Origin of the sequence: Streptomyces sp. NPDC058326 (assembly GCF_042879855.1) — a bacterium.
Classification (GTDB): Bacteria; Actinomycetota; Actinomycetes; order Streptomycetales; family Streptomycetaceae; genus Streptomyces.
This window is the reverse complement of the sequence record NZ_JBHVZO010000006.1, coordinates 276,674-302,547: the sequence shown is the minus strand read 5'-3', so window position 1 is coordinate 302,547 and position 25,874 is coordinate 276,674. Positions and strand designations below refer to the sequence as shown.

Here is a 25,874-nt window from a genome sequence, read left to right as displayed (position 1 = left end):
CGGTCAGCCCTTGACGGCGCCCTGCATGATTCCGCCGACGATCTGACGGCCGAGGAGGCCGAAGACCAGCAGGACCGGCAGGGTGCCGAGCAGCGTGCCCGCCATGATCACGGACTGGTCGTGGACGTAGCCGCCGCCGAGCTGGCGCAGGGCGACCTGGACGGTGGGCTCGGACGAGGTGAGGGCGACGACCGGCCAGAAGAAGTCGTTCCACGCGGCCATGAAGGTGAGGAGGCCGAGCACGGCCATGCCGGGCCGCGCGATCGGCACCACGATCGACCAGAAGATCCGGGCGGTGGAGGCGCCGTCGACCCGGGCGGCCTCGATCAGTTCGTCGGGCAGCGCCTGTACGAGGTACTGGCGCATGAAGAACACCCCGAAGGCGGACACCAGGCCGGGCAGGATCACCGCCTGGAGCTGGTTCACCCAGCCGAGCTCGGCGATCAGCATGAACAGCGGGATCACCCCCAGCTGCGGCGGGATCATCATGGTGCCGACGGTGACCGCGAGCAGCGCGCCCCGGCCCCGGAACCGGAGCTTGGCGAAGGCGAACCCGGCGAGCGTGCAGCACAGCACGGTGCCGAGGGTGATCGACCCGGAGACGATCAGCGAGTTGAGCAGTGCCTTGCCGATGTCCGCCTCTTCGAGGACCGCCTCGAAGTTCTTGATCAGGTTCGGTCCTGGCAGCAGGGCCGGCGGGACCTTCGCCAGGTCGGCGTTGGAGCGGCTCGCGGCGACGATCGTCCAGTAGAACGGGAAGGCGGAGAAGAGCACGGCGACGACCAGGATCGCGTAGGCGAGCGGACCGGCGTGCAGGGTCCGGCCCGCCCGGGAGGCCCCGCGCCGGGGCCCACGCGCGCGTACGGTGGCCGGGGGAGCGGTCGTCGGCTCGGCGGGGCCCTGCGGCGAGGGGACCGGGGCCGGGGCGATCGGCGCGGTCATCGGCCGGCCTCCTTGCGGGAACGGCGGCGCGCGATCAGGGCGTTGACCCCGACGAGCACCACGATGAGCAGGAACATCACCCAGGCGATGGCGGCGGCCCGCCCCAGATGGAAGAAGCCCCAGCCCTGCTCGTACATGTACAGGCCGAGGGTCTGGTACTGGTGCGAGATGCCGCCCGAGATGGACCCTTCGAGCAGCAGCGGCTCACCGAACAGCTGGGTCGCGCCGATCGTCGACACGATGACGGTGAACAGGATCGTGGGCCGCAGGCCCGGCAGTGTGACGTGGAAGAACTGGCGCCACCGTGAGGCGCCGTCCATCGCGGCCGCCTCGTACAGCTCGTTCGGGATGGACTGCATGCCGGCCAGGTAGATCAGCGCGTTGTATCCGGTCCAGCGCCAGATGACGACCGTGGAGACGGCGATCTGCGAGGCGACCGTGCCGTTCTGCCAGTCGACGGGGTCGATGCCGACCAGGCCGAGCGCGTAGTTGATCAGGCCGAAGTCGCGGCCGAAGAGCTGGGCGAAGACGAGGGTGGCGGCGGCCACCGAGGTCGCGTACGGCAGGAGGACGGCGGTCCGCAGGAAGGTGCGGCCGCGCATGCGGTAGTTCAGGAGGTGCGCGAGCCCGAGCGCCATGACCAGCTGCGGAACGGTGGAGAGCACACCGATGGTGAAGGTGTTGCGCAGCGAGATCCAGAAGTACTCGTCGCCGAAGAGCGCGGTGTAGTTGCCGAGTCCGCGCCACTCCATGTCGCCGGGCGTCTGGAGCTCCACCCGGTACAGCGAGACGAAGGCCGTGTAGATCAGCGGGAAGAGACCGAAGGCGGCGAACAGGGTGAAGAACGGGGCGAGGTAGGCGTACGGCGAGAACGTCTGCCAGGCCCGCCGGACGGACCCCCGCCGCGTGGGCGGCGGGACCGGCTTCGGCGGCGCCGGGGTCTCGGATGCGGTGAGGGTCACGGTGCGGCCCTTCGGAGGGTACGGGGGAGGGGGCGGGGGGCGCCCGGCGCGGGGGTCGCGGGGCGGGCGCCCGTGGGAGCACGGCCGACGGCGGTGGCGTCAGCCGATCGTGTTCTCGACGCCCTTCTTGGCGTTCGACCAGGCCTTCTCGGGCGAGGTGCCCTTCCGCTCGACCTCGCTCAGCGCGTTCGTGATCTGCTGCGCGATGTTCTGGTCGTGCACACCCAGCACCTGGACCGGGGCCGCCTTCGCCGCCTCGCCGAAGATCTGGCCGATCGGGGCGTCCGAGAAGAACGGGTCCTTCGCGCCGGCGACCTTCGCGATCGCGCCGGTGGCAGAGGGGAAGTTGCCCTGCTTCTCGAAGAGCCTGGTCTGCTGCTCGGGCGCGGTCAGCCACTTGACGAGCTCGTACGCCTCCTTCTTGTGCTTCGCCGCCTTCGGCACGGCCAGGTAGGAGCCGCCCCAGTTGCCGGCGCCGCCGGGCAGTGCGGCGACGTCCCACTTGCCCTTGCCGGCCTCCCCGGTCTGGCCCTTGATGTAGCCGAGCATCCACGCGGGGCAGGGGATGGTGGCGAAGGAGCCGGCCGCGAACGCCTGGTTCCACTGCGGGGACCACTGGTCGAGCTTGGCGCTCAGACCGTCCTGGGCGGCCTGGACGGAGTGGTCCCAGGCGGTGCGCAGGGCGGGGTTGTCCTCCCATATCAGCTTTCCGGAGGCGTCGTAGTACCGCTCCTTCTCCTGCCCGATCATGATCGAGTAGAGGCTGCCGACGCTGTCGAGCCAGGCGCTCTTCCCGGGGGCCTTCGCCTTGTACTGCTTTCCGAGCGCCAGGTAGCCGTCCCAGGTGGCCCACTTCTTCGCGAGCTCCTCGCGGTCGGTCGGCAGTCCGGCCTGCTCGAAGAGGTCGGTGCGGTAGCACATCGCCTCCGGGCCCACGTCCGTGCCGAGTCCGAGGACCTCGCCGCCCTTGCCGGTGGCGGCCGCCCACTTGGCGGGGGCGAACTGGTCCTTGAGCGCGTCCGCGCCGTACTTCCGCAGGTCCTCGAACCGATCGGCCTGCTGCTGGGTGACGGAGGCGATCCGGCCGACCTCGATGCCCTGGACGTCGGCGAGGCCGGCGCCACCGGCCAGGCGGGTCTGGAGGGACTTCCAGTAGTCGGCCTCGTCCTCCGTGTCCGTCTGCTTGATGGTGACGCCGGGGTGGAGCTTCTCGTACTCGGCGTACAGCCCGGCCTCCTTGTACCCGAAGGAGCCGAAGAGGTCGACGGTGACCGTGACCTTCCCTCCCGCGCTGTCCGAGGACGAGTCGTCCGTCGATCCGCCGCAGGCGGCGAGCAGGGCCCCGGCGAGCGTGACCGCACCCAGGCGGGCGACGGCTCTCTTGGCGGCTCGGGCGATGGGCATGGGAAGCCTCCCTTGGCTCCGGAACGAGCGAGAACAGCTGAGAGCGCTCTCAAGCGTGCGGGGGGAGCGTGCCTGTGGAGAAGGTCATCCGTCAAGGCTCGAAGGCGTAACGGACGAGAAGGGGCGGCAACTCCTCGCTGTGTTCAACCTCTTGACACACATGTTTCGGCGGTTCTACGTTTCCGGCGATCTGAGAGCGCTCTCTGGGTCTCTCCGATGCTCGTCGTCCCTCCCCGCACGGTCCTCCGTGCCCCCACTCGTCGCGACGACATGAGGTGCCGTTCATGCCAGCCCCCCGCACCAGGCCGGCCGCCGCGCTGGTCCTGGTCTCCGCCCTCGCCGCCCTGGGACTCGGCCCCGCCGCCGCCCCCGCGGCCGCCGCCCCCGTCCCCACGGGCGCCGGAAGCTACTCCGACACCCGCCCCGCCGGAACCTCCGGCCCCACCACCAACACCGGCGCACCGGTCACCCCCAAGGTCACCCCCGCCGCCCAGGGCAAGCCGGTCCCCACCAACGACTGGTGGTCCTCCCTCGCCTTCCAGCGGTACGGCGACAACCCGTACTCCACCCCCATGTACGGGCACCCGCTCACTTACCAGGCCGTCGCCGGCGGCCTCGAACTCGGCTACCCGACCAGCCCCGCGATCGTCGGCGACGGACGGCAGTACGAGTTCGCCCACAAGCGGGACCTCACCCTCGGCCTCACCGGTCTCAACTCCCCCGACGCGAAGGCCGACGCCTGGTCCGACTGGACCGTCACCCCCTACTGGTCCGACGGAGCACGCACGCTGCGGACCACCATCGGCCACGGCATGCCCTTCGTGTACGCCAAGGGCACCGGCGGCGACGCCCGCGTCACCACCGCCACCGCGCCCACCGTCTTCGCGGACCAGGGCAACGTCCTCGGCATCACCGTCGCCGGTCACCACTACGCCCTCTTCGCGCCCACCGGCACCGACTGGAACGTCTCCGGCTCCACCCTCACCGCGGGCCTCGGCGGCAAGGACTACTTCTCCGTCGCCATCCTCCCCTCCACCGGCGCGCTCGCGACCTACCGGAAGTACGCCTACAGCTTCGTCACCGGCTCCACCGTGAACTGGAGCTACGACGCCGGCACCGTCCGCGCCTCCTACACCCTCACCACCGAGGCCAAGGAAGGCACCGAGCGCGGCACCCTCCAGGCGCTCTACCGGCACCAGTGGCTGCACACCGCGGACCCGCTCACCCCGTACACGTACGTCTCGCCGCGCGGCACCATGAAGGTCCGCGAGGCGGCGAGCTTCACCACCACCCAGAAGGCCGCCGCCACCCTGCCCGGCCTGCCGGGCGGCACCGGCGCGGACACCGCCCGGCTGCGCGGCTACCTGAACGAGGTCGCGAACTCCGCCGACCCCTTCTCCGGCGCCGTCGACACCTACTGGACCGGCAAGGCGCTCGGCAAGCTTGCCCAGCTGGTGCCGCTCGCCGACCAGATCGGCGAGACCGCGCTCCGTGACAAGCTCCTCGGCCAGATCAAGGGCCGCCTCCAGGACTGGTTCACGGCCGGAGGAGCGAGCGAGTTCTCCTACGACGCGGCCTGGAAGACCCTCACCGGCTACCCGGCCTCGTACGGCAGCGACACCGAACTCAACGACCACCACTTCCACTACGGCTACTACGTGTACGCCGCCGCGATCGTCGCCCAGTACGACGCGGCCTGGGCGGCCGACTCCGCCTGGGGCGCCATGGTGAAGACCCTGGTCCGCGACACCGCCAACCCCAGCCGTACCGACGCCGCCTACCCCTTCCTCCGCGGCTTCGACGTCTACGCCGGACACAGCTGGGCCAGCGGCCACCAGGGCTTCGCCGCCGGCAACAACCAGGAGTCGTCCTCCGAGTCGACCAACCTCAGCGCCGCCCTCGTCCTCTGGGGCTCGGCCACCGGCAACACCCAGCTCCGCGACCTCGGCACCTATCTGCTGACCACCGAGGGCGAGGCCATCGCCCAGTACTGGTTCGACGCCGACCAGCAGGTGTTCCCCGGGGCCTTCCAGCACGACACCGTGGGCATGGTGTGGGGCAGCGGCGGCGCCTACGCCACCTGGTGGACCGCCAACCCCGAGGAGATCCACGGCATCAACGTCCTTCCGGTGACCGGAGGTTCACTGCACCTCGGCGGCCACAAGGACGCCGTCCGGCGCAACATCGCCGAGATGGAACGCGAGAACGGCGGACCCGCCGTCGAATGGCGCGACATCCTCTGGGAGTTCCAGTCCTTCGCCGACCCCGGCGCCGCCAAGGCCAAGTGGGACGCCGGCCACGCCGGGTACACCCCGGAGGCGGGCGAGTCCAAGGCCCACACCTACCACTGGCTCACCGCGCTCGACACCCTCGGCGCGCCCGACGCCACGGTCACCGGATCCATCCCCACCTCGGCCGTCTTCGCCAAGGGCACCACCCGCACGTACGTGGCCCACAACCACGGGTCGACCGCCCGCACCGTCACCTTCTCGGACGGCAAGTCCCTCTCCGTACCGGCGCGTTCCACCGCCAAGGGCACGGGAACCGGCGGCCCCGGCCCCGACCCGGACCCGGAGCCGGGCACCGGCAACACCTTCCAGCTGCGCACCGGCGGCGCGCTCACCACGGCCACCGGCGCAACGGCGGGCAGCGACACCATCGCCTCGGCCCAGGGCGGCAACCACGACGGGACGCCGAACCGGCCGCTCGTCTACGAGGCCAGGGGAGTCAACGGCACACTCAGGGCGGGCGGCTCCACCGCCTTCCGTCTCCAGGTCGACGCCGGCACGACCGTCGGACTCGGCCAGCAGGCCCGGATCAGCTACGACCTCACCGGCGACGGCACCTTCGAACGGACGGAGACGTACCACTACTTCGCCACCGACCCGGTCACCGGCTGGGAGGAGTACGCCCAGTCCCGCGGTCTGAAGTCCGCCACCGGAACGCTCGGCAACCTGAACGGCGGCACGGTCCGCCTTGAGGTCTGGAGCGCCATCGGCAACGGCGACGCGCGGCTCCAGACCGGCACCGACCGGTCGGTGGTGGTCATCCCGTACGACTGACCGGTGTACGGCGGCGGGTCCGGGATCCTCCTCACCCGGGCCCGCCGCCTCGCGTCCGCGGTCAGGCCGAGTCGCGGCGGACCAGCGAGGTCGGGGTGATCACGGAGCCCGGGATCTCGGGCCCCGTCCCGTCGAGCCGCCGCATGAGCAGCTTCACCATGAGCCGGCCCATCCCCTCGATGTCCTGGTGCACGGTGGTCAGGGCGGGAGAGGTACCGCCGACCACCGAGGCCATGTCGTCGAAGCCCACGACCGCCACGTCCTCGGGCACCCGTACGCCCCGCCCCCGCAGGGTCCGCAGCGCACCCGAGGCCATCAGGTCGTTGGCGACGAACACCCCGTCGACGTCCGGCCGCCGGTCGAGGAGCTCCGCCATGGCGCGCGCGCCGCTCTCCTCCGTGAAGTCGCCCGGGCACAGCAACGCCGGATCCGCGTCCATGAGGACGTCCCGGTAGCCGTGCAGCCGGTCGATCGCCGAGGTCTGGTCGGCGGGACCGGAGATGTGGGCGATGCTCCGGCACCCACGGTCCACCAGGTGCCGCACCGCCTCGCGGGCCCCGCCGCGGTTGTCGCAGTCGACGAACGGCACGGCCGGATCGATACCGGGGGCGGGCCGCCCGCCCAGGACCACCGGGATCCGCGCCCCCTCGATCACCGCCGGCAGCGCGTCGTCGCTGTGCAGCGAGAACGCGAGCGCGCCGTCGACATGCCCCCCGCCGAGATAGCGGGCGATCCGCTCGTGGTCCCCGGGTCCCTCCACCCACAGCAGCACCAGCTGGGCGTCGTGCACCGTCAGCTCCCGGCTGATGCCCCGTACCTGCTGCTCGAAGAACGGGTCGGAGAAGATCCGGAACTCGGGCTCGGCGATGATCACGGCCACCGCGCCGTTCCGCCGGGTGACCAGCGTACGAGCGGCGTGGTTGGGCACGTAACCGAGCTCGTCGACGGCCCTGCGCACCTTCTCGACCAGCGGAGGACGCACGCCCGCACCCCCGTTGACGACCCGGGAGGCCGTGGCGCGGGACACGCCGGCGCGAGCGGCGACGGCTTCCAGCGTGGGGCGGGGCCCCGTGGTCTGCTCGGGCAAGGCGGGCGCTCCTCGGCTGTGCGGCACGGTCTGCGGTCTGGGTCTGCGGGGTGTGGTCGGTTCTGTGGGTTCTCGTGGCTCAGGATCAGGATATCCGCAGCCCCGGACTTCTGAGAGCGCTCCCAAGCGTCTGGGCCCAGGGGCTCGACCGCCACCTCCCGGCAGCGGTGTCAGTAGGGCGTGCGACGATCCGAAGCATGATCACCTCGCTCGAATCCCTGTTGCCCACCGACGGTACGCACACCTCGACCGCGTACGCCGACTGGGTCGCCGCCCACGACCCGGACGCGGCCGCGACGGCGCGCGGGCTGGTCGAGGACATGGGTGCCGAGCTCAACCGGTCCTGGCAGAAGCCCGGCGCGTTCGTCGACGCGATGGCGTGGCACGCGCGGCGGCTGCCGCCGGCGCACCTGCCGTGGTTCTGGGACACCGTGGGCCACCGGCTGATCGGTTACGGGAGCCGGCCGGGCGGCCGGGCGTACGTGGCGGCTCGGGCGGCCGAGGCCCAGCACGGCCTGCCGGTGGACCCCGCCTACCGACGGGCCAACGGGCTGCTGTTCGCCAAGGGCGGGGCCATGCCGGCCAAGGAGTTCGGGGCTCACCAGAAGTTCCTCGCCGAGACCCTGGAGCCCGCCGAGGCGTACGCGGCCCTGGGCGAGTTCCTGACCGCGTGGGCGGCCTCGAAGGCGGACCTGCCGGCGGATCTCGTGCGCCGGGTGCGGGCCTCCGCCAAGGCAGCCGGGCACGGGGAGGACGAGGTCGCGCGGGTCGTCGGCGCCATCGTGTCGGTGTCCCGGAAGAAGTCCGTGCCGGACGCGCTTCTGACCGCCGCCGAGCCGGTCCTGACGGCCCATCCGCCGACGGACGAGGTCGCCGCCGGTCTCGTCGAGGTCTTCCCGGAGAGCGTCACCGACGGCGGGGCGTGGCTGCGGATGCTGATCGGCTGCGGCGCGACGGAGGCGATGGAAGCCGGACGGGTCGTACCGGAGGGCGGACTGCACCGCTGGGTCGGGCACTTCGTCCACATGTACCAGTACGCCAGGCAGCCCCGGGGCGGTGTCGGACGGCAGCAGCTGCCGCCGGAGTTCCTCGACCTGGTGGGCCGGCTGGGGCCGCGTCTGCGGGCGGCCGGCCACGCCGTGACCGTGCACACGACCCGGCACCACTACAAGGGCTTCGACGCGGACGTCCTCGACGCCTGCCTGGCGGCCGGGGTCACGGTCGTCGACCCGGGCCCGGAGACGCGGATGCGCTTCTGGGGCGAACGGTCCCGGCGTGATCTCGTCGCGCTCGCGGCCGACCCGGTGTTCGGCCGCCGTCTCGAAGGAACCGTGCACGCGGGTCTGCTGCCCGACGGGTTCGGGGTGCGCGGGCGCAAGCCCGGCAGCGCGGTGACGCTGCTCCCGGGTAACGAGGGGATCGCCCACGAGGTGGCGGGGCGGGTCGGCAAGCTCGTCGACACCGTCGGGGGCGGCGGCATGGCGGGGGCCGAGGAGGCCGTGACCGAGCTGGAGACGCTGCTCGACCGGCCGACGGTGACGGCGCTCGGCGGAATCGCCGACGCCCTCGCGGACGCCTCCGCCGGAGGCGCCCTGCGGCGCTCGCTCGCGGCCGGACTCCCGGAGGAACTGGCCTGGCCGGCCCTGGAGTCGGTGTACGCGCGGTTCGCGGAGGACGCGGCTCGCGAGGCGGCGGCCGGCGGGGCGGCCGACGGACCGGTGGTCGACGGCTCGGCGTCGGGCGCGGCGGCCGGGACGGCGCTCCCCGGCGCGACGCGAGCGCCGGAGGCGTCGGAAGGAGGCTCCGTCGCCGGAGCGCTCGGCGACTCCGTACTGCCCGGTGTGGAGGGCGTGACCTGCACCTGGCCGGTGCTCACGGTGTTCGGGCGCGACCGGGCCGTCGCCGTCGACCCCCACGGAGTGCGCGGCTCCTGCCGGTTCACCGTGCCGGAGGACGCGACCATGTTCGCCGTCCACTACGTGGGCGGCTCCTTCCTGGTGAGCTGGAGCCTCAAGCGGAACCCGTACTACTGCGACGTCGCCGTCTGGGCGGACCGCCCCGACGAGCCGTTCACCCCGACCGAACTGGGCGGCCTCGTTCCCTTCGGCGGCAGTCTGGACGGCGCCTACGGCTTCCAGTTCGAGACCGCCGACGGGGGTGGCCGCCACGGAGGCTTCCATGTGACGCGCCCCGGAGACACGGTGGGGGTCGACCGGGACGAGCTGCAACTCTCCGACGGCTCCCGGATCTGGACCAACGCCGTCTACGGACGGCAGCCGTGGGAGGTCGTGGACCCGGTCACCGGCGAGCGGCGGGGAGCGACACCGCTACCGGACTTCCCCGGCCGCTCCCCGAACCCCGATCCGGCCGCGGAACCGTCCGAGACCGGCATGTCCCTCGCCCGCGAGGCCCTGCAGCTGGCGCCGCTGCCCGCGGGCCTGGCCGATTCCCCGCTGGGCAGCCGGGACGGGCTCGTCGGCACGCGGATCCTCTACCGCACCAAGTACCGCGACAACGCGCCCGACCACTTCCTCCTGGAGAGCGTCGACGGGCGTACGGCCCGCTTCGACATCGACCGGCCCGGCCAGGAGCCCTGGGGGCTGTGGGCGCCGCCGGAGAGAGCGGCTGAGGACGCGGTGGAGGACGTGGTCCTCGCCGAGGCGGAGACCAGGACGGGCGTCCGCGCGTACACCGCGAGTGGATCCCTGCTGTGGGAGCTGGACGGGCTCGAGCCGCCCCGGAACCGCCGGGGGAGGCGGAACCGAGGGGTCACCAGATCCCCTGGTGCGGCCCTGCCCCCCGCCTTCTGGTACCTGCTGCGGACCCGGGACACGGCCGGCTCCCGGGCGCTGCGCACGGTGGGGCGCGCGACGGCCGACAGGCTCCTGGCCGCCGCCCTCGACGGCGACGCGGAGGCGCTGCGCGCCGCCGTGACGCGGGAGCTGCCGGAGATCACCGACCCGGTGCTCCGCGAGGCCGTCGCCGCGGTGGCCGGGCGCGCCGCCCGGGTGGAGGAGCGGCGGCGCGCCCTGCACCGGCGGGTCACCCTGCTCGCCGAGGCGCCGCCCGCTCCGCCCCGGCGGACCGCGCCGGACACCGAACTGGTTCCCGCCCTCTTCGGTCTCGTCGCCGAGGGCGGGCGCGACACCTGGCGCCGGACCAGTGACGTGGCCCTGCCGGCGACCCTGAGCGCCCTTGCCGCCGACGGCGCCTGCCTGACCGGGACGATCGTGGAGGAGGTACGGCGGCTTTCCCCGCCCGCGCCGCCGCACGACTGGTCGCAACTGCTCGGCGCGATCGACGCCGTCGCCTGGCGGGCGGCGGTGGCACCGACCCCGGACGAGGACCGGACCGCGCTGCTCGCGCTCCTGGACACCTGGGCCGAGCAACCGTTCGCCCGCGCGGGCAGCCGCTGGTGGGTGGGCGGTACGACCGACGCCGGAACCCTGGACGGGTTGCGGGAGGGCGGCACGGCCGCGGCCTCGGCCGCGGTCTGGGACGGTGGGACAGCGTGCTGGTTCGTCGCGCCCGCCGCCCGGGAGCCGGACGCCGACCCCGTCCCGGCGGCCTTCCCGGAGGCCCGGCTCGTAGAAGTCGAGCGGGACGACGCGGCCCGGCTGCGGGCGCTGCTCGCGGCGATCGACGCCCACGGCCCCGTCGCCGTACCGGAGACGGCGGCCGCGCGTTTCGCCGAACTGACGGGCGTACGGTGGCCGGTGGCCAGGCTCGTCGTCGCCGGTCTGGTCGGCCGGCCAGGCCGGGACGAGGGCCGCGCTCTCGCCCGCAAGGCACCGTACAGGGCGACTCCGAAGGCGATCGAGTTCTACGAGCAGGTGCGCGGGCGCCTCGGGGCCGCGGGCCGCAGGGCCGTCCTGGCCGCGGCCCTGCCGGACGACCCGGCCGAGTTGTGGCGGGCGGGCGGGGTCGAGGCGGCCGTCGAGCGGATGGCCGCCGGGTGGCGGGAGCTGGTCGGCGTGCTGCCCGCCGTGCACGACGAGGCGGCCGATTCCCTGGAGACCGACCTGGGGCTCTCCGAGGTGTGGGCACGACGCCTCGCGGGCGGCTACGAGGCCGCCGAGGACGCGACGGTGCCGGCGGCCGGCTGGGAGCTCGCCGCGCGCGCGTACGGCTCGGCGGTGGAGGTGAGGGCCCTGCCGCCGGAGGGAACCGAGGTGCGGTACGGCACCCCCGTGGGTCTCCCGATCGGCCTGATCGCGAGCGCACTGGTGTGGGCGTGGACCGACCGGCCCGTCGGCGACCCCGCGATGGCCGGAGCGACCGCCCTGTACGAGCGGCTGCGAGCCGAACTGGCCCGTCCCGAACTGCTCGTGGAACTGGTCGACGGGCGGATCCAGGACAGCTCGGTGCCGATCGCCGAGCGGTTCGGGCCCGAGCGGATCCCCGTGTCGATGGCCCGCCGCAAGGAGGAGGAGGGCGAGCGGCCTCCCGTCACCGCGTACGACTCCGGCCCGCTGGTGGTGTGCGATCCCGGCGGCGCCGCCTTCCTGCGGCCCGCGCAGGTCGCCGACCCCGAGGTGTGGCGGCGGGTCCGCGAGATCACCGACCTCGCCGAGCAACTCGACCGGTTCGCGCCGCTCCTCCCCGGAGGAGGCCTCGACCGGATGATGAGGAGGGCCGGTTCGGGAGCGGTACGGGACGGCGCGTACGAGGCGGATCCGCGCCATTCCTGCCCCGAACTGGTCGAGCGTGCGGCCGAGGAGCTGGGCGTGGGCCCGGACGCGGCCGCGCTGTACCTCCAGCTGGCGACCCTCGCCGCGCCCACCGACCGGAACGTGCGCCGCTGGAACGGCTGGACGACCAAGCGCCACGCGGAGGTCCGGGCGGAACTCCTCACCAGCGGCGCGGTGATCGAGGCCAAGCGGGCGCGGGCCGGCCGGACCCTGTTCCTGCCCGGCGGGTGGACCGAGCTCAAGGCACCGCACCTGCCGCTGGAGACCGTGAAACTGGCAAGCCACCTGGTGCGCCCGCTGTGGCGGGACCAGATCCGTGGACCGTTCCTGCGGATCCTGCCGGCGGCGCCGCTCCACGAGATGTTCGCCGAGGCGTGGGAGCGGCGCGGCGGGTGACGGCGGGCCCGAGGAGGGGGCAGTGACACCGGCTCCGACGAGAGGGTGGTGCCACCGGCCCGGAGGCAGGGGGGCGCCCCGGCTCCGATCAGGGGACGGGGCTCCCGGTGGCCCCCGCCCTTACCTCCGGTGCGACGCCCGGAGCGCCGTACGGGCCGCCCGGTACGCCACGGCGGGGTCGGGGTGAGGCTCGGCGGCCGGCTGCCAGGTGCCGTACCGCTCCACGTACGGATGCCAGCGGAGGTCGGGGCCGTACCGCAGCTGGACGCGGGCGGGCGCGTCGGTGAGACGGTTGTGGTGGCGCTCCACGGGGGCGGTGGGGGAGGGGCGGAGCGGCTGGACGGCGTGCTCGGCGGCGGCGAGGACGTCGGGTTCGGCCGGCTGCGGTGCGAGGCAGGTGGCGACGGCGGGCCGCCCTCCGAACCGGTGCGCCGTGACCAGCAGCCTCAGCTGCCCGGAGGACACGCCGAGCCTCGCGGCGGCGGGCTCCAGATGGGTGTCTCCGCTCCGGGCGACGAAGCGCACGATGTCCGCGGTGACGTCGTCGACGTCCCCGGCGCCGGCCGGGAGGGCGCCGGTGCTCGCGGAGCCGTCGAGGAGGGCTGCCGCGCGGTCGGCGGCGTCGGCGACGAGCGCGCGCAGCGTGTCGAGCGCGGGGAGCGGCGGCGGGGGCGGATCGCCGAGGCCGTCCAGTACGGAACCGATGCCGCGCGCGTCACCGTCGGGGAGCGGCCCGGCCGCCGAGGAGGTCACTCCCGGCCTCCCAGGCTGACGAGGTCCGCGAGCTCGCGGTCGCTGAGCCGGGCGAGCCCGGTGTCCCCCGCGCCGAGCACGGTGTCCTGCAAGGCCCGCTTGTGGCTGAGGAGTTGATCGATCCTGTCCTCGATCGTGCCGCGCGTGATCAGACGGTGGACGGTGACCGTCTGGCGCTGTCCGATCCGGTGGGCACGGTCGGACGCCTGGTCCTCGACCGCCGCGTTCCAGCTGCGGTCGAAGTGGACGACATGGCTGGCCCTGGTCAGGGTCAGGCCGGTGCCGCCCGCCTTGACGGAGAGCACGAACAGCGGTGAGCGGCCCGCCTGGAAGGCGTCGACGAGCTCCTGCCGCTGCCGGGTGTCCAGACCGCCGTGGAGGAACAGCGGGCGGTGCCCGAGGTGGGTGAGGTGCTCGGTGAGCAGCCTGCCCATGGTGACGTAACTGGTGAAGACGAGCGCCGCCTCGCCACGTCCGGTGATCGTCTCGACGAGTTCGGCCAGCGCCTCCAGCTTGGCCGAGCGGGCGGTGAACTCCGCCGCGCCGGAGGGCCCTGGGTGCTCCTCGCCCCAGTAGTGGGCGGGGTGGTTGGTGATCTGCTTCAGTGCGGTGATCAGTTTGAACACGAGCCCGGAGCGGGCGAGGGAGGGGCGGTCCGCGAGCTGCTCCATCGTCTCGCGGACGACGGCCTCGTAGAGGGCGACCTGCTCGGGGGTGAGCTCGACGATCCGCCGGGTCTCGACCTTCGCGGGCAGTTCGGGGGCGACCTGCGGGTCGGTCTTCCTGCGGCGCAGCAGGAACGGTGCGATCAGCCGGGCGAGGGCGCGGGCGGCGGGACCGTCCGGGTCGCGTTCGGCGGCGGCCGCGTACCGGGACCGGAAGTTCTTCAGGGGCCCGAAGAGGCCCGGGTTGACCCAGTCGAGCAGGGTCCACAGCTCCGAGAGGTTGTTCTCCACCGGCGTCCCGGTCAGGGCGAGCCGGGTGGCCGAGGTCAGCGCGTGCAGACGACGGGCGGTGGAGGAGGCGTGGTTCTTGGCGTGCTGGGCTTCGTCGGCGATCACCAGATCCCAGTCGCGGGAGGCGAGTGCGGTGTCGCGGCGCAGCACGCCGTACGTGGTGAGGACGACGGTGCGGTCCCCGGCGGCGTCGAGGCTCCGCCGGGTGCCGTGGTAGACGGTCACGTCGAGGTGCGGGGCGAACCTGCGGTACTCCCGCTCCCAGTTCGTCACGAGCGACGACGGGCACACCACGAGGACCGGGCCGCGGTGCCCGTTCTCGTACCGGTGCAGGGTGTACGCGATCGCGGTGAGGGTCTTGCCGAGTCCCATGTCGTCGGCGAGGACCGCGCCGAATCCGGTCCCGCCGGTGTGCGAGAGCCAGGCCAGTGCGCGTTGTTGATAGGCGCGGAGCACGGCGCGGAGGCCGTCCGGCGCGGGAACCGGGGCCGCGTGCTCGCCCCGGCGCAGGACCTCGACGACACCGGCGAGGTCACCGCCCGCCCGGCACGGCACCGTACGGCCGTCGACGTCCACGGTGCCGGTGAGGGCGGCGGTGAGCGCGTCGATGCCGGCGAGTCGGCCGAGCTCCCTGCGGCGCACGCGCGCGACCGTGAGGGGATCGAGGAGCACCCAGCGGCCCCGCACCCGGACCAGGGGGCGGGCCGCCTCGGCGAGCGCGTCCATCTCGGCCTCGCTCAGCACGTCGCCCCCGAGGGCCAGTTGCCAGCGGAAGTCGAGGAGCGCCTGGAGGCTGAAACGGGGGGCGCCGCTGGTGAGGGGCGTTTCAGGGGGCTGGGGTCCACCGTCCGCGCCGACGCCGGTCGCCGGGTTGAGTCGGGTCTCCGGGCCGGCACCGGTCGCCGGTCCGACGCCGGTCCCCTCGCCGACGACCGTGTGGGCCGAGAGTCGGTCGCGCAGTCCTGGCGGCCAGCGCAGCACGAGACCTTCGGCGGCCAGCTCGGCCTCGGCTTCCAGGAGCCCGACGATCCCCGCCGTGTCCGCGACCAGGCGCTCGGGGGAGGTGAGGAGCCCGGACAGGGCCGCGCAGTGGCGGACCGAGCGCTCGACGCACCGCCGCACCCGCTCCCGCAGCTGGTACGGCTCGACGCCGCCCACTGCCTCCTGGCCCGTCCCGAGGTGGGACGCGGCGACCTCGTGGTCCGGCCCGGCGGGGTCCGCGATGACCACGAGGAGACGGCCGGTCAGCCGCCCGGCGACGGCCTCGTCCTCGGACGGTTCGGCGAACTCGACGGCGAGCCCGGGGCGCGGGGCGGTGTCGAGCCGGTCCTCGACCATGTCCAGCCACGGCTGGACATGGTCGGCCTCCTCCTCGGCGAGCCGGCCGCCGGTCGGGGCGAGGAACGGTCCGGTGCCGAAGAGGGCGGCCGCCGGGGGCCGGAGCATCGTGTCGGCCAGGGCGTCGAGGAACGCCGGTACACGGGCCACGGCGTCGGCGTGCGGAGCCGTACGGCGGATCAGCTCCTCCACCTCCCGGGCGATGGCGGCGGGCAGCGGTCCCATCCGCCACCGGTCCGCCCCGTCCGGGGAGAGCGCCGGACGTACGCGCCCGGCGGCGACGGCCTGGAGCCCGAGGCGGGCCGCCTGTTCCCACGTCGACGCGGTCTGATGCCACCTGGAGCCCCGGTCCCGGCGCAGCAGTACGGGGAGGGCGTGGGCCAGCGGCACCCGCCACCCCGTCACCGGTGCGGACGCCGAGTCCTGAGGCGCGACCGGCGACCGGCGCGTCACGGACAGAGGCGCGGGCAGCTCGGCGTCCGGCATCGGAGCCCCGTCGGCCCGGTGGAGCAGCAGCGCGGCCGGTTCACCGTCGCCCTGGTCCGGGAGGAAGGCGACGGCGCACCCCGCCGCGAGGGCCTCTCCGACGACCTCGGCTGCCGGGACGCGCGACACGGGGGCGGGGGCCGTCACAGGGGCGGGAGGGGACGGCACGGCAGGCGTGGGCCGTGGCCGGGGCAGGGCGGCGGGCGAGGGAAGGGGCACGGCGGGCGGCGGAGTCACGGCGGGACGGGGCGGGGTGACGGCCGGCGGCGTCACGGTGGGACGCGGCGGGGCGCCGGCGGACGCCGGCGGATTCACGGCGTGTCGCGGCGCGACGAGGGTGGCCGGTGGAGTACCGGCGGTCCGCGGCGGATTCACGGCGGCCGGGCCGTCCGACGGCTTCGTCGCCCGCGCCTGCGTCGGGAGCGTCCGCGCCGCGTCCGCCGCGACCAGCTCCTCCATCAGCGCCGACGCGGCGGCGCGACGCGCGTCCCCCCTCGTCTTCGCCCGGCGGGTGACACGCACCTCCGCCCCCGTACGCACGAGCGTGCACGCGTAGGAGCAGACGACGCTCTTCGGGGCGGCCGTGAACGTCGACTCCGGCCTGGAGATGATCTCCAGCTGGGTGTACTTGTTCAGGTACTTCACCGGGTCCTGGCCCGGAGGCACCGGCTGGATCCGCGCCGCCGGACGGGCCCCCCGGTCGCCCGGGTCCCGTTCCTCCTCGGGCACGGGCAGCCCCGTGAGTTCCGCGAGGAGGGCGACCGCGCCGAGATGGACGGCCTGCCGGCGGTCGCGTGCCGTGCGCTCGGCGCCCTCGACCGCGGGACCGTCCGGGCCGTCCCAGCTCCAGCGGCAGGAGAAGCCGCCGTCGGACGGGACGACCGTGTGCCGGGGCTCCGCCCCCCGCGCGTCCGCGTGCCGGCGCAACAGCGTGGCCGCGGAGGCCTGCATCCGCGCGACGAGCCGCAGGGCGCAGAGGCGTGGCTCCCGCCAGGCGGGTCCCCGCGCGCCGAACAGCAGGACCTGGAGGTCGCGGTGGCGCAGCCGTGCCGATCCCGCCCTGCGGACGACCTCGGCCGTGAGGTCCTCGCCGGGTTCCCCCGTGTGGACGCGGGCGTGCAGCAGCGACTCGAAGGCCTCCGTGCCCATGCCCGGCACGGTGAGCCGCCCGCCCCCGGCCGTCCCCGCCGGTTCCTCGACGCCGGCGAGCCGGCGGAGCATCGCGTGGGCGGCGGACCTGCGGGCGAGCGACACCGTCGGGGCGCTTCGCGCCGGGCCCGTCACCTGGGCGCCGGCCGGCCCGAGCCGTACCGCCGCCGTGTGCCGCACATGCCCGCTCGCCAGGTGTTCCGCCGACTCCTCGTACGCCACCGGCGGCCAGGACTCGATCTGCGCGTGAGCCGTCAGCACCTGCTGCGGGACCTCCGGCGCGTCCTCCGTCGCCTCGACCGCGAGCCGACGGGCGGTCAGCCATCCCGGGTGGTCGTCCGTCACCAGGAGCAGCATCCGCAGATCCGGTCGCGTCAGCCGCCCCGCCCGCGCCAGGCTCTCCGCCTCGGACGCGAGCCCGGCGTCGAACCGGCCCGCCACGACGGCCTTCCTGGCCCGCTCGTGCCACGGGGGCCGTACGGCGGTTCCCGTGGGAGCACCGGACTGCCGGACGCCGTCGGCCGGCTGAGGACGACCACCCAAGAGGAGAACCTCCGTACGCGGAACGTGAGGGGACGTGCGCGCTCAGTATACGGAGCCGGGGTGGCCCTTGATCCGCCAACGGGCGCCGGAGGGGCCCTGGTTGCCCCGGGACGCGGACGGTGTCCCCGCGTCCGGAACGGCGAACAGCCCCGCACGCCGGAGGGCGTACGGGGCGGTCGGGTCGATCGTCCCGGGGCGGACGGAGCCCCGGGTCAGGAGGGGCGCTTCCACTCACGGAGCAGCAGATAGCCCAGGTAGGCGCCTCCGACGGCCATCGTGTACAGACCGACCGGCAGGTCGTCGAAGAGCGGCAGCTGCTGCGCGGTGAGGTCGGCGAGGACCAGGAGCAGCGCCCCCAGCAGGGTGGACAGGACGAGGTGCGGGCCGCCGCCGCGGGTGACGCGCTTGGCGATCTGCGGCGCCGTCAGGGAGACGAACGCGATGGGCCCGGCCACGCTGACCGCGCCCGCCGAGAGGACGATCGACAGCACGACCGCCGAGGTCGCGGTCCGGCCGGGGCGGGCGCCCAGGCCGGTGGAGAGGTCGTCGCCCATCTCGCCGACGCTCAGGGGCCGCGCCAGGAGGGCCGCGAACGGCAGGGAGACGAGCAGCACCGTCCAGATGGTCGCCGCGTCCTCCCAGGAACGGGCGTTGAGACTGCCGTTGACGTACGCGGTCAGGGCACTGGCCTTGTCGCGCTCGACGGCGTAGACCACGTACTGGGTGAGCGCCGTCGCCATCGCGGCCACGCCGATGCCGGCCACCACGAGCCGTCCCGGGCTGCGGAACCCGGTGCCGGTGGCGAGGAACACGATCGCCATCGCGATGACCGCGCCGAGCAGCGCCCCGACGGCCACCGGCAGGACGTCGGGCAGGAAGAGGGCCGCGGCCGCGGCCCCCGCCCCGGCGCCGGAGCCGAGCCCGATCACATCGGGGCTGCCCAGCGGATTGCGTGTGACGGACTGGAACAGTGCCCCGGACAGGCCGAAGGCCGCGCCGGTGGCGATGGCCACCACGAGCCGCGGGCCGCGCAGCCTGTTGAGGACGAAGGCGTTCTTGCCCGTGGCGTCACCGGCGAGGGCCGACGGCAGGTCGGGCAGGCCGATGCCGAGCCTGCCCATCGACAGGGTGGCCACGGCCGCCCCGCAGAGCAGCAGCAGCGTCACCACGGCGGCGACGACGGTGGCGCGGCGCACGGGGACGGCGACCCAGGGGCCGATCCGCAGCACTCCGCGGCCCGCGGGCCGCGTCCGCCCCGTCGTCACGGTGCTGTCAGAAGCGGTCGTCCGGTCGGCGGTCTTCATGCCGCTCCCCTCATACGGCGAACGGCGAAGAGCAGGGCGGGGGCGCCGACGAAGGCGGTGACCACTCCGACCATGAGCTCCTGCGGGCGCAGCAGGATCCGGCCGATGACGTCGGCGAAGAGCAGCAGCGTGGGCCCCGCGAGGCAGGTGAACAGGATCTGGGCCCGGAAGTCGGCGCCCACGAGGACCCGCACCACGTGCGGGACGGCGAGGCCGACGAAGGCGATGGGCCCGACGGCCGCCGTCGCGGCGGCGGCGAGCAGGGTCGCGGCGAGCAGCCCGGCGCCCTTGACACGGGCCGGACTGATGCCGAGGGAGGCCGCCTTGTCGTCGCCCATCGCCATGGCGTTGAGCCCCGGCGCGAGCAGCAGGGCGAGGAACAGGCCGGCCGCGGCGAAGGGCAGGACCGCCCAGAAGGCGTCGGAGCCGCGCCCGCCGAGGGCGCCCACCACCCAGTAGCGGTAGGTGTCGAAGACCCGCGGGTTCGACAGCGCGACGGCCTGGATGAACGCGGCGAGGACGGCGGAGAGCACCGCGCCCGCGAGGACCAGACGCACCGGTCCACCGCCGCCCCCGGCGGTGCCGACGACATGGACGACGACACCGGTCACGAGGGCCCCGGCGAGGGCCCACCAGATGGTCTCCCGCTGCCCCGCGGCGCCCAGGAACGCGGTGGCGGCGACGATGCTCGCGGACGCGCCCGCGTTGATGCCGAGAAGTCCCGGCTCGGCGAGCGGATTGCGCGTGATGCCCTGCATCAGGGTGCCGGCGACACCGAGGCAGAGCCCCGCGAGCACGCCGAGGGCGGTACGCGGGTAGCGGCTCTCGACGACGGTCCGGGTGTAGCCGTCGCCGTCACCGGTGATCACCCGCAGGACGTCGCCGGCGGAGGTCGGCTTGCTGCCGAACATCACGCTGGCGAGGAGCGCCAGGGCGAGCAGGACCAGGCAGAGGACGGCGGCCATGACATGCCGGGCAAGGCCCCGCCGTACGACGGCGGGGCCTTGCCCGATCCGGGAGAGAGTGGTCACGCTGGGGACCCGCTGTTACTTCCCGGCCTTGGCGACGGCCTTGTCGATCATCGGGAGGTAGCGCTCGATGCTGTACGGCACCGTCAGCGGGTTGATCATCGACGAGGCGGTGACGAAGGGCTGGTCGTGGCTGTAGACGAGCGCGTCCTTCTTCACGGCCGGGATCGCCGCGTACAGGGGCTGGGCCTCGATCTCCTTGCGGGACTTGTCGTCCATGTAGAAGGTGAAGGCGATGTCGCTCTTGGCCAGCTTGTTGGCGTTCTCCAGGCCGATGAGGGCGGAGTCGGTTCCCTCGGTCTCCTTGAAGGTGTTCACGACCGGGTCGACCTTGAGGCCCAGCTTGGAGACCATCGCGACGCGCTGCTCCTCGGGCTTGAAGACGCCGAGGGTGCCGGGGCCGGTGTTGTAGATGTACGAGAACGTGACGTTCTTGTAGTTCGGGCGGGTCGCGGCGGCGTCGGCGAGCTGCTTGTCGATCTTCGCCGTGAGCTCCTTGGCCTTCTCCGGCTGACCGAGCGCCTTGGAGACGATCTCGATCTGCTGGTCCCAGTCGGTGCTCCACGCCTTCTCGGGGTAGGCGACGGTCGGCGCGATGTCCTTGAGGATGTCGTACTGCTTCTGCGTGATGCCGGACCACGGGGCGAGGATGACGTCGGGCTCCAGCTCGGTGATGGCCTCGATGTCGAGCTCCTCGCCACCGTTGAACTGCTTCGGCAGCGTGGCGCCGGACTTCTTCACCGCCGCGTGGATCCAGGGCAGGTAGCCGGTCTTGTCGCTGCCCCAGGGGTAGCTCTCGATGCCGACCGGGACGTTGCCGAGGGCGATGGCGGTCTCCGCGGAGCCCTGACCGAGGGTCACCACACGCTTCGGCCTGTCCTTGATGACGGCCTCGCCGAGGGCGCTCTTGATGGTGACGGGGAAAGCGCCCGCCGGGGCCTTGCTCGCCGATCCTGCCGCGTCGTCTTTCTTCTCGTCCGAGCCGCACCCGGTCACCATCAGGCCGAGCGAGACCGCGGCGGCGCCCGCCACGAGGACGCGACGGGGCAGGGGGGTGAACACAGAAGGCATGGTGGATCCTTGTCTCCGGGCAGGGATGTACGGAGCCGCCGACGGACCTCCCTCATGCGGGGGCATCACCATCGCGGCTCTTGTTAGGTGAGCCTAACCTATGATTGTCCGCAGGTGAGCGCCAGGAGGTCACGGTGTGATCAACGCGGTGGGCCGGTGCCTGGCGCCGCTCGCGCGGGCTCGCCGGCGACCGGGGGCAGGCAGGGGGCGGGCGACCGTGGCCGCCCGCCCGGTCAGGGAGGGGAGCCGGGACGCTCGCGGGCCGGGTCGGCCGGTGCAGGTTCGAGGTGGCCGTGCACACGGCGCAGAAGGGAGGCCAGTTGCGCGCGTTCCCCCGCGTCGAGAGGGGCCAGGATCTCGTCGTCCGTGGACGCGATCTCCGCGCTGAGGCTCCGCAGGGACGTCTCGCCCTCCGGAGTGAGCCGTACGACGACGCGGCGCCGGTCCACGGGATCCCGGACGCAGTCCACCTGGCCGACACGGACCAGATCGTTGACGATCTTCACCAGGTCGCTGGCGTTCATGGCGAGCCGCCGCGCGAGGGCCGTCTTCATCTGGGGGCCCAGGTCCGCGAGGAGCGCCATCACGGTGAGATGCCACAGACGTAACCCCCGGGCCTCCAGTCTCTCCGTCAGTCTGCGGCGGGCGGCCCGGCCGACGGCGTGCATGAGGTACGCGTTGAGGTCGAGGACGCTGGGTGGCGTCATGCTCCGCGACGGCGGAGTGATGCCCGGGGCCGGAGGGGCGGCGCCGGCTCCCGGGAGCGAGCCGAGGGCCAGATCGGCGTCCGCGAGGGCGCGGAACACCTTCGCCCAGTCAGTCGGCCCGCTCGAGATGCCGACGACGGCGAACGTCGCCCCCGAGAGGTCGTGCGTGACACCGGAGACGACCGGCTGCTCCATCGGCTGCTCCTCACCCACCCCGGCGGTCAGGGACGGCTGGTGAGGTAGCCGCCCATGGAGGTGAAGTACTCGGTGGCCGGCAGCTCGCGGCCGTCCTCCGTCCGGACGCGGGTGAGGGCCAGGCCGTGGTTGCGGCCCGTGCGCGCGTCGGCGCCGGCGACGATCACGACGCCGTCGCCCTCGCGGTAGAAGACACGTCCCGGCGTGCCGCCGTAACACCCCTCGGAGACCACGGCGGAGAGGACTTCGAGGCGCTTGCCCCGGTGGAAGGTGAAGGCGCTCGGGTACGGCGCGGACTGGGCGCGGACCAGGCGCTCCAGGACCTCGGCGGGCCAGTTCCAGTCGATCCGGATGTCGTCCTCGGCCCGCTTGTGGAAGAAGCTGGCCCGCGAGCGGTCCTGCGGGGTGAACTCGGCCTCGCCGGAGGCGATCCGGTCGAGGGCGCCGATCGTGACCGGGGCGATGAGGTCGACCGTCCTGTGGAAGAGGTCGGTCGCCGTGTCCTTCGGTCCGACGGGGACCGCCCGCTGCTCGACGATGTCCCCGGCGTCGAGCACCTCGTCCATCATGTGGGCCGTCACGCCGACCTCCGGCTCGCCGTTGATGAGTGCCCAGATCAGCGGGGAGAAGCCGGCGTACTTGGGCAGCAGCGAGTCGTGGATGTTCAGCGTCCCGTGGCGCGGCAGGCTGTAGATGTGGGGCGGGATCCACGTACGCCAGTTGTTCGCGACGATGATGTCCGGGTCGGCCTCCTTGAGCCGCGCGAACAGCTCCTCGTCGTCGGGCCTGTTGCGGATGACGACCGGGACGCCGTGCTCCGCGGCGAGGTCGGCGACGGAGTCGCTCCAGATCTTCTCGTAGGCGTGCTCGCTCCGGGGGTGGGTCACGACGAGCACCACGTCGTGTTCGGATTCCAGGAGCGCTTGGAGGGTGCGATGACCCCAGGTCTGGTAGCCGAACATGACGACCCGCATCTGGTTCCTCCTCGGAAGAGCGAATGACCGTCAGAAGTAAAGCAAGGCTTACCTAACAGCGCAACTGGCTTGATTCGCGCGGTTGTTGAAAAGATTCGTTTGCGGCTTGTCCGTTTTGACCCGTCGACAGCGTCACCAGATCAGGTTAGCTTTACCTAAGTTCTGCGTGGCTGCCGCAACTCCGGTGTGGCCGAAGCCCGTTCCCCCTCAGCCTCTTTCCCGCACGATGGGAGTGACATGTCGCAGGTTCCTCCTGGTGACGCACCTCTGGTCCACGACCTCATCGGTATCGGCTTCGGGCCGTCCAATGTGGCCATGGCGATAGCGCTCAGCGAGCACAACGCGCGCGTCGGAAGGCAGGAAGCGGTCACCGCCCACTTCTTCGAGCGCCAGCCCCGGTTCGGCTGGCACCGCGGCATGCTGATCGACGACGCGACCATGCAGGTGTCCTTCCTCAAGGACCTGGTGACGCTGCGGAACCCGACCAGCGAGTACAGCTTCCTCTGCTACCTGCAGAGCAAGGGCCGGCTGATCGACTTCGTCAACCACAAGAACCTCTTCCCGCTGCGCGTCGAATTCCACGACTACTTCGAGTGGGCGGCGTCCAAGGTCGACGACATGGTCTCCTACGGCCACGAGATCGTCTCCGTCGAACCGGTCGAACGCGACGGCGTCGTGGAGTACCTCGACGTGACCGCCCGCTCCGGTACCGAACTCGTGGTGCACCGCGCCCGGAACCTCGTCCTCGGTACGGGACTCCGCCCGCGCATGCCGGAGGGCGTCGAGCGCAGCGACCGCGTCTGGCACAACTCCGACCTGCTCGCCAAGGTGGACGGCCTGGAGGGCACGTCACCCGAGCGGTTCGTCGTCGTCGGCGCCGGACAGAGCGCCGCCGAGAACGTCGCCTACCTGCACCGGCGGTTCCCCGAGGCCGAGATCTGCGCCGTCTTCTCCCGCTACGGCTACAGCCCCGCGGACGACAGTGCCTTCGCCAACCGGATCTTCGACCCCGACGCCGTCGACGAGTACTTCACCGCCCCGGACGACATCAAGCGCAAGCTGATGGACTACCACGGGAACACCAACTACTCCGTGGTGGACATCGACCTCATCGACGACCTGTACCGCCAGGCCTACCAGGAGAAGGTCCTCGGCACCGAGAGGCTGCGCTTCCTCAACATCTCCCGGCTCACCGGCGTCGTGGACGGCCCCGACAAGGTCCGTGCCTTCGTCACCTCCCTCGTCACCGGCGAGGAGACCGCGCTGGACGCCGACGTCGTCGTCTACGCCACCGGATACAGCCCCGCCGAACCCCTCGGCCTCCTCGGTCCCGTCGCCGACCGCTGCCACCGCGACGACCAGGGCCGCGTCCGCGTCCGACGGGACTACCGGCTCGCCACCGACCCCGAACTGCGCTGCGGCATCTACCTCCAGGGCGGTACCGAGCACACCCACGGCATCACGTCCTCCCTGCTCTCCAACACCGCGATCAGGGTCGGCGAGATCCTCGCCTCGGTCCTCGACCGGGGCCCGGCCGCGGACTCGCCCGTTCCCGCGGCCGGCGAGGTCCGGCCCATGGCCGACGGCGTCGGCACGGCGCGCTAGCGCGCCCCCCGCTCCACCCCCCACGCGACAACGTCACGTTCCGCCCGGGCGGCACCCTCCGTATCCGGCGGCCGTGGCACGCACAGTGAATCCCCCGAAAGGAACGTCCGTGTCCGCTGGTGCACGTCCCGCTCTGGCGCGGTTCGCCAGATCCGCCCCCCGTGTGGCCGCCGTCGTGGTGGCGGCACTCGCCCTCGCCGCCTGCGGCGGTGGGGCCGAGAAGTCCGAGTCGCCGTCCACCACCACCTCGGCATCGGCCGACGGGGGCGGCAAGTCCGCCGCGTTCCCCGTCACGGTCGAGCACAAGTACGGCTCCACGACGATCGACAAGGAGCCGAAGACGATCGTCACCCTCGGCCTCTCCGACCAGGACGCCGTGCTCGCGCTCGGCGTCAAGCCGGCCGGTGCCGTCGACTGGTTCAAGGAGAAGCCGTACGGCAAGTGGCCCTGGACCAAGGACAAGTGGGGCTCCACCCAGCCGCAGATCGTCGGCGAGCGCGACGAGTACAACATCGAGAAGATCGCCGCGCTCAAGCCCGACCTCGTCATCGCCCAGTACTCGGGCATGAAGAAGGAGCAGTACGACACGCTCTCCACGTTCACCAAGGTCGTCGCCCAGCCCAAGGACCACCCCGACTACGGTGCCCCCTGGCAGCTGATGACCCGGCAGATCGGCAAGGCGCTCGGCAAGGACGCCGAGGCCGGCAAGCTGATCACGGACATCGACGCCCGGTTCGAGGCCGTCCGCGAGAAGCACCCCGAGTTCGCGACGAAGACCCTCGCCGTCGCCGACAGCTTCGAGGCCGGCAAGTACTCGGCGTTCACCAAGACCGACCCCAAGTCGATCTTCTTCTCCGAGCTCGGCTTCAAGCTGAAGCCGGAGCTCGACACCCTGGCCAAGCCGGGCTGGAACGTCGCCGAACTCAGCGCCGAGAAGCTGAACGTCCTCGATGTCGACCGGCTCGTCTGGGTGACCTCGAGCACCGAGGCCAACGACCGCATCAAGGCCGAGCCGCTCTACAAGAAGCTGAAGGTCCACCAGGAGAAGCGCGACCTCTTCGTGCCGTACCAGGGCCCGGACATCGGCGCCGCCTTCTCCTTCAACACCGTTCTGTCGATCCCGTACGCCATCGACGAGATCGAGCCGCTGCTGGCAGCCGTCAAGTGACGCCGCCCACCAGCTGACGCGCCACCAGCAGGAGCCGACCGGGACCGACGGCG

Annotated in this window: 16 protein-coding genes; 4 read left to right on the top strand and 12 right to left on the bottom strand. The window is 72.9% G+C overall.

Features of this window, described 5'->3' with window-relative positions; all coding sequences use genetic code 11:
* Window positions 1-3: 3 nt before the first annotated feature.
* From ACFVYX_RS15105 to ACFVYX_RS15095, 3 genes are all read right to left on the bottom strand, one after another.
* Window positions 4-942: a carbohydrate ABC transporter permease gene (locus ACFVYX_RS15105; RefSeq protein WP_389681786.1), complete on the bottom strand. Its 939-nt coding sequence runs from the start codon at window positions 940-942 to the stop codon at window positions 4-6.
* Entirely contained in the window at window positions 939-1,904 is a 966-nt protein-coding gene (locus tag ACFVYX_RS15100; protein WP_389681785.1) for a carbohydrate ABC transporter permease, read from the bottom strand. Before ACFVYX_RS15100 ends, ACFVYX_RS15105 begins: the two co-directional genes overlap by 4 nt.
* Window positions 1,905-2,003: 99 nt before the next feature.
* Window positions 2,004-3,308, bottom strand: a complete 1,305-nt coding sequence (locus ACFVYX_RS15095) for an extracellular solute-binding protein (protein ID WP_389681784.1) — start codon at window positions 3,306-3,308, stop codon at window positions 2,004-2,006.
* Between the two features lie 284 nt (window positions 3,309-3,592).
* On the opposite strand from ACFVYX_RS15095, the gene ACFVYX_RS15090 reads away from it, so the two are divergent.
* Entirely contained in the window at window positions 3,593-6,370 is a 2,778-nt protein-coding gene (locus ACFVYX_RS15090) for a glycosyl hydrolase (RefSeq protein WP_389681783.1), read from the top strand.
* 61 nt (window positions 6,371-6,431) lie between these two features.
* On the opposite strand, the gene ACFVYX_RS15085 is transcribed toward ACFVYX_RS15090, so the two are convergent.
* Window positions 6,432-7,457 carry a LacI family DNA-binding transcriptional regulator gene (locus tag ACFVYX_RS15085; RefSeq protein WP_389681782.1) on the bottom strand — a complete coding sequence of 342 codons (1,026 nt, stop codon included), beginning with the start codon at window positions 7,455-7,457 and terminating at the stop codon, window positions 6,432-6,434.
* Window positions 7,458-7,654: 197 nt separating this feature from the next.
* On the opposite strand from ACFVYX_RS15085, the gene ACFVYX_RS15080 reads away from it, so the two are divergent.
* Complete coding sequence (locus ACFVYX_RS15080; RefSeq protein ID WP_389681781.1) at window positions 7,655-12,544, top strand: hypothetical protein; 4,890 nt, start codon at window positions 7,655-7,657, stop codon at window positions 12,542-12,544.
* A 120-nt stretch (window positions 12,545-12,664) separates the two neighbouring features.
* On the opposite strand, the gene ACFVYX_RS15075 is transcribed toward ACFVYX_RS15080, so the two are convergent.
* The 8 genes from ACFVYX_RS15075 to ACFVYX_RS15040 form a co-directional block, all read right to left on the bottom strand.
* Entirely contained in the window at window positions 12,665-13,297 is a 633-nt protein-coding gene (locus tag ACFVYX_RS15075; protein WP_389681780.1) for a hypothetical protein, read from the bottom strand.
* A complete protein-coding gene (locus ACFVYX_RS15070; RefSeq protein WP_389681779.1) occupies window positions 13,294-17,769 on the bottom strand; it encodes an SNF2-related protein in 4,476 nt (1,491 codons plus the stop codon). The genes ACFVYX_RS15075 and ACFVYX_RS15070 overlap by 4 nt, the downstream gene beginning before the upstream one ends.
* A gap of 42 nt (window positions 17,770-17,811) precedes the next feature.
* Entirely contained in the window at window positions 17,812-18,000 is a 189-nt protein-coding gene (locus ACFVYX_RS15065) for a hypothetical protein (RefSeq protein WP_389681778.1), read from the bottom strand.
* Window positions 17,982-19,073 (bottom strand): FecCD family ABC transporter permease, encoded by a 1,092-nt coding sequence (locus ACFVYX_RS15060; RefSeq protein WP_389681777.1) that lies wholly within the window; start codon window positions 19,071-19,073, stop codon window positions 17,982-17,984. Before ACFVYX_RS15060 ends, ACFVYX_RS15065 begins: the two co-directional genes overlap by 19 nt.
* On the bottom strand, window positions 19,070-20,104 hold the full coding sequence (locus tag ACFVYX_RS15055; protein WP_389681776.1) for a FecCD family ABC transporter permease: 1,035 nt from the start codon (window positions 20,102-20,104) through the stop codon (window positions 19,070-19,072). The genes ACFVYX_RS15060 and ACFVYX_RS15055 overlap by 4 nt, the downstream gene beginning before the upstream one ends.
* 15 nt (window positions 20,105-20,119) lie before the next feature.
* Window positions 20,120-21,172, bottom strand: a complete 1,053-nt coding sequence (locus tag ACFVYX_RS15050) for an iron-siderophore ABC transporter substrate-binding protein (protein WP_389681775.1) — start codon at window positions 21,170-21,172, stop codon at window positions 20,120-20,122.
* Window positions 21,173-21,405: 233 nt separating this feature from the next.
* Window positions 21,406-22,074 (bottom strand): winged helix DNA-binding protein, encoded by a 669-nt coding sequence (locus tag ACFVYX_RS15045; protein WP_389681774.1) that lies wholly within the window; start codon window positions 22,072-22,074, stop codon window positions 21,406-21,408.
* Between the two features lie 26 nt (window positions 22,075-22,100).
* Window positions 22,101-23,048, bottom strand: a complete 948-nt coding sequence (locus ACFVYX_RS15040) for a methionyl-tRNA formyltransferase (RefSeq protein WP_389681773.1) — start codon at window positions 23,046-23,048, stop codon at window positions 22,101-22,103.
* A 237-nt stretch (window positions 23,049-23,285) separates the two neighbouring features.
* On the opposite strand from ACFVYX_RS15040, the gene ACFVYX_RS15035 reads away from it, so the two are divergent.
* Window positions 23,286-24,653 carry a lysine N(6)-hydroxylase/L-ornithine N(5)-oxygenase family protein gene (locus ACFVYX_RS15035; protein WP_389681772.1) on the top strand — a complete coding sequence of 456 codons (1,368 nt, stop codon included), beginning with the start codon at window positions 23,286-23,288 and terminating at the stop codon, window positions 24,651-24,653.
* Window positions 24,654-24,762: 109 nt separating this feature from the next.
* Complete coding sequence (locus ACFVYX_RS15030; RefSeq protein WP_389681771.1) at window positions 24,763-25,821, top strand: iron-siderophore ABC transporter substrate-binding protein; 1,059 nt, start codon at window positions 24,763-24,765, stop codon at window positions 25,819-25,821.
* Window positions 25,822-25,874: the final 53 nt, after the last annotated feature.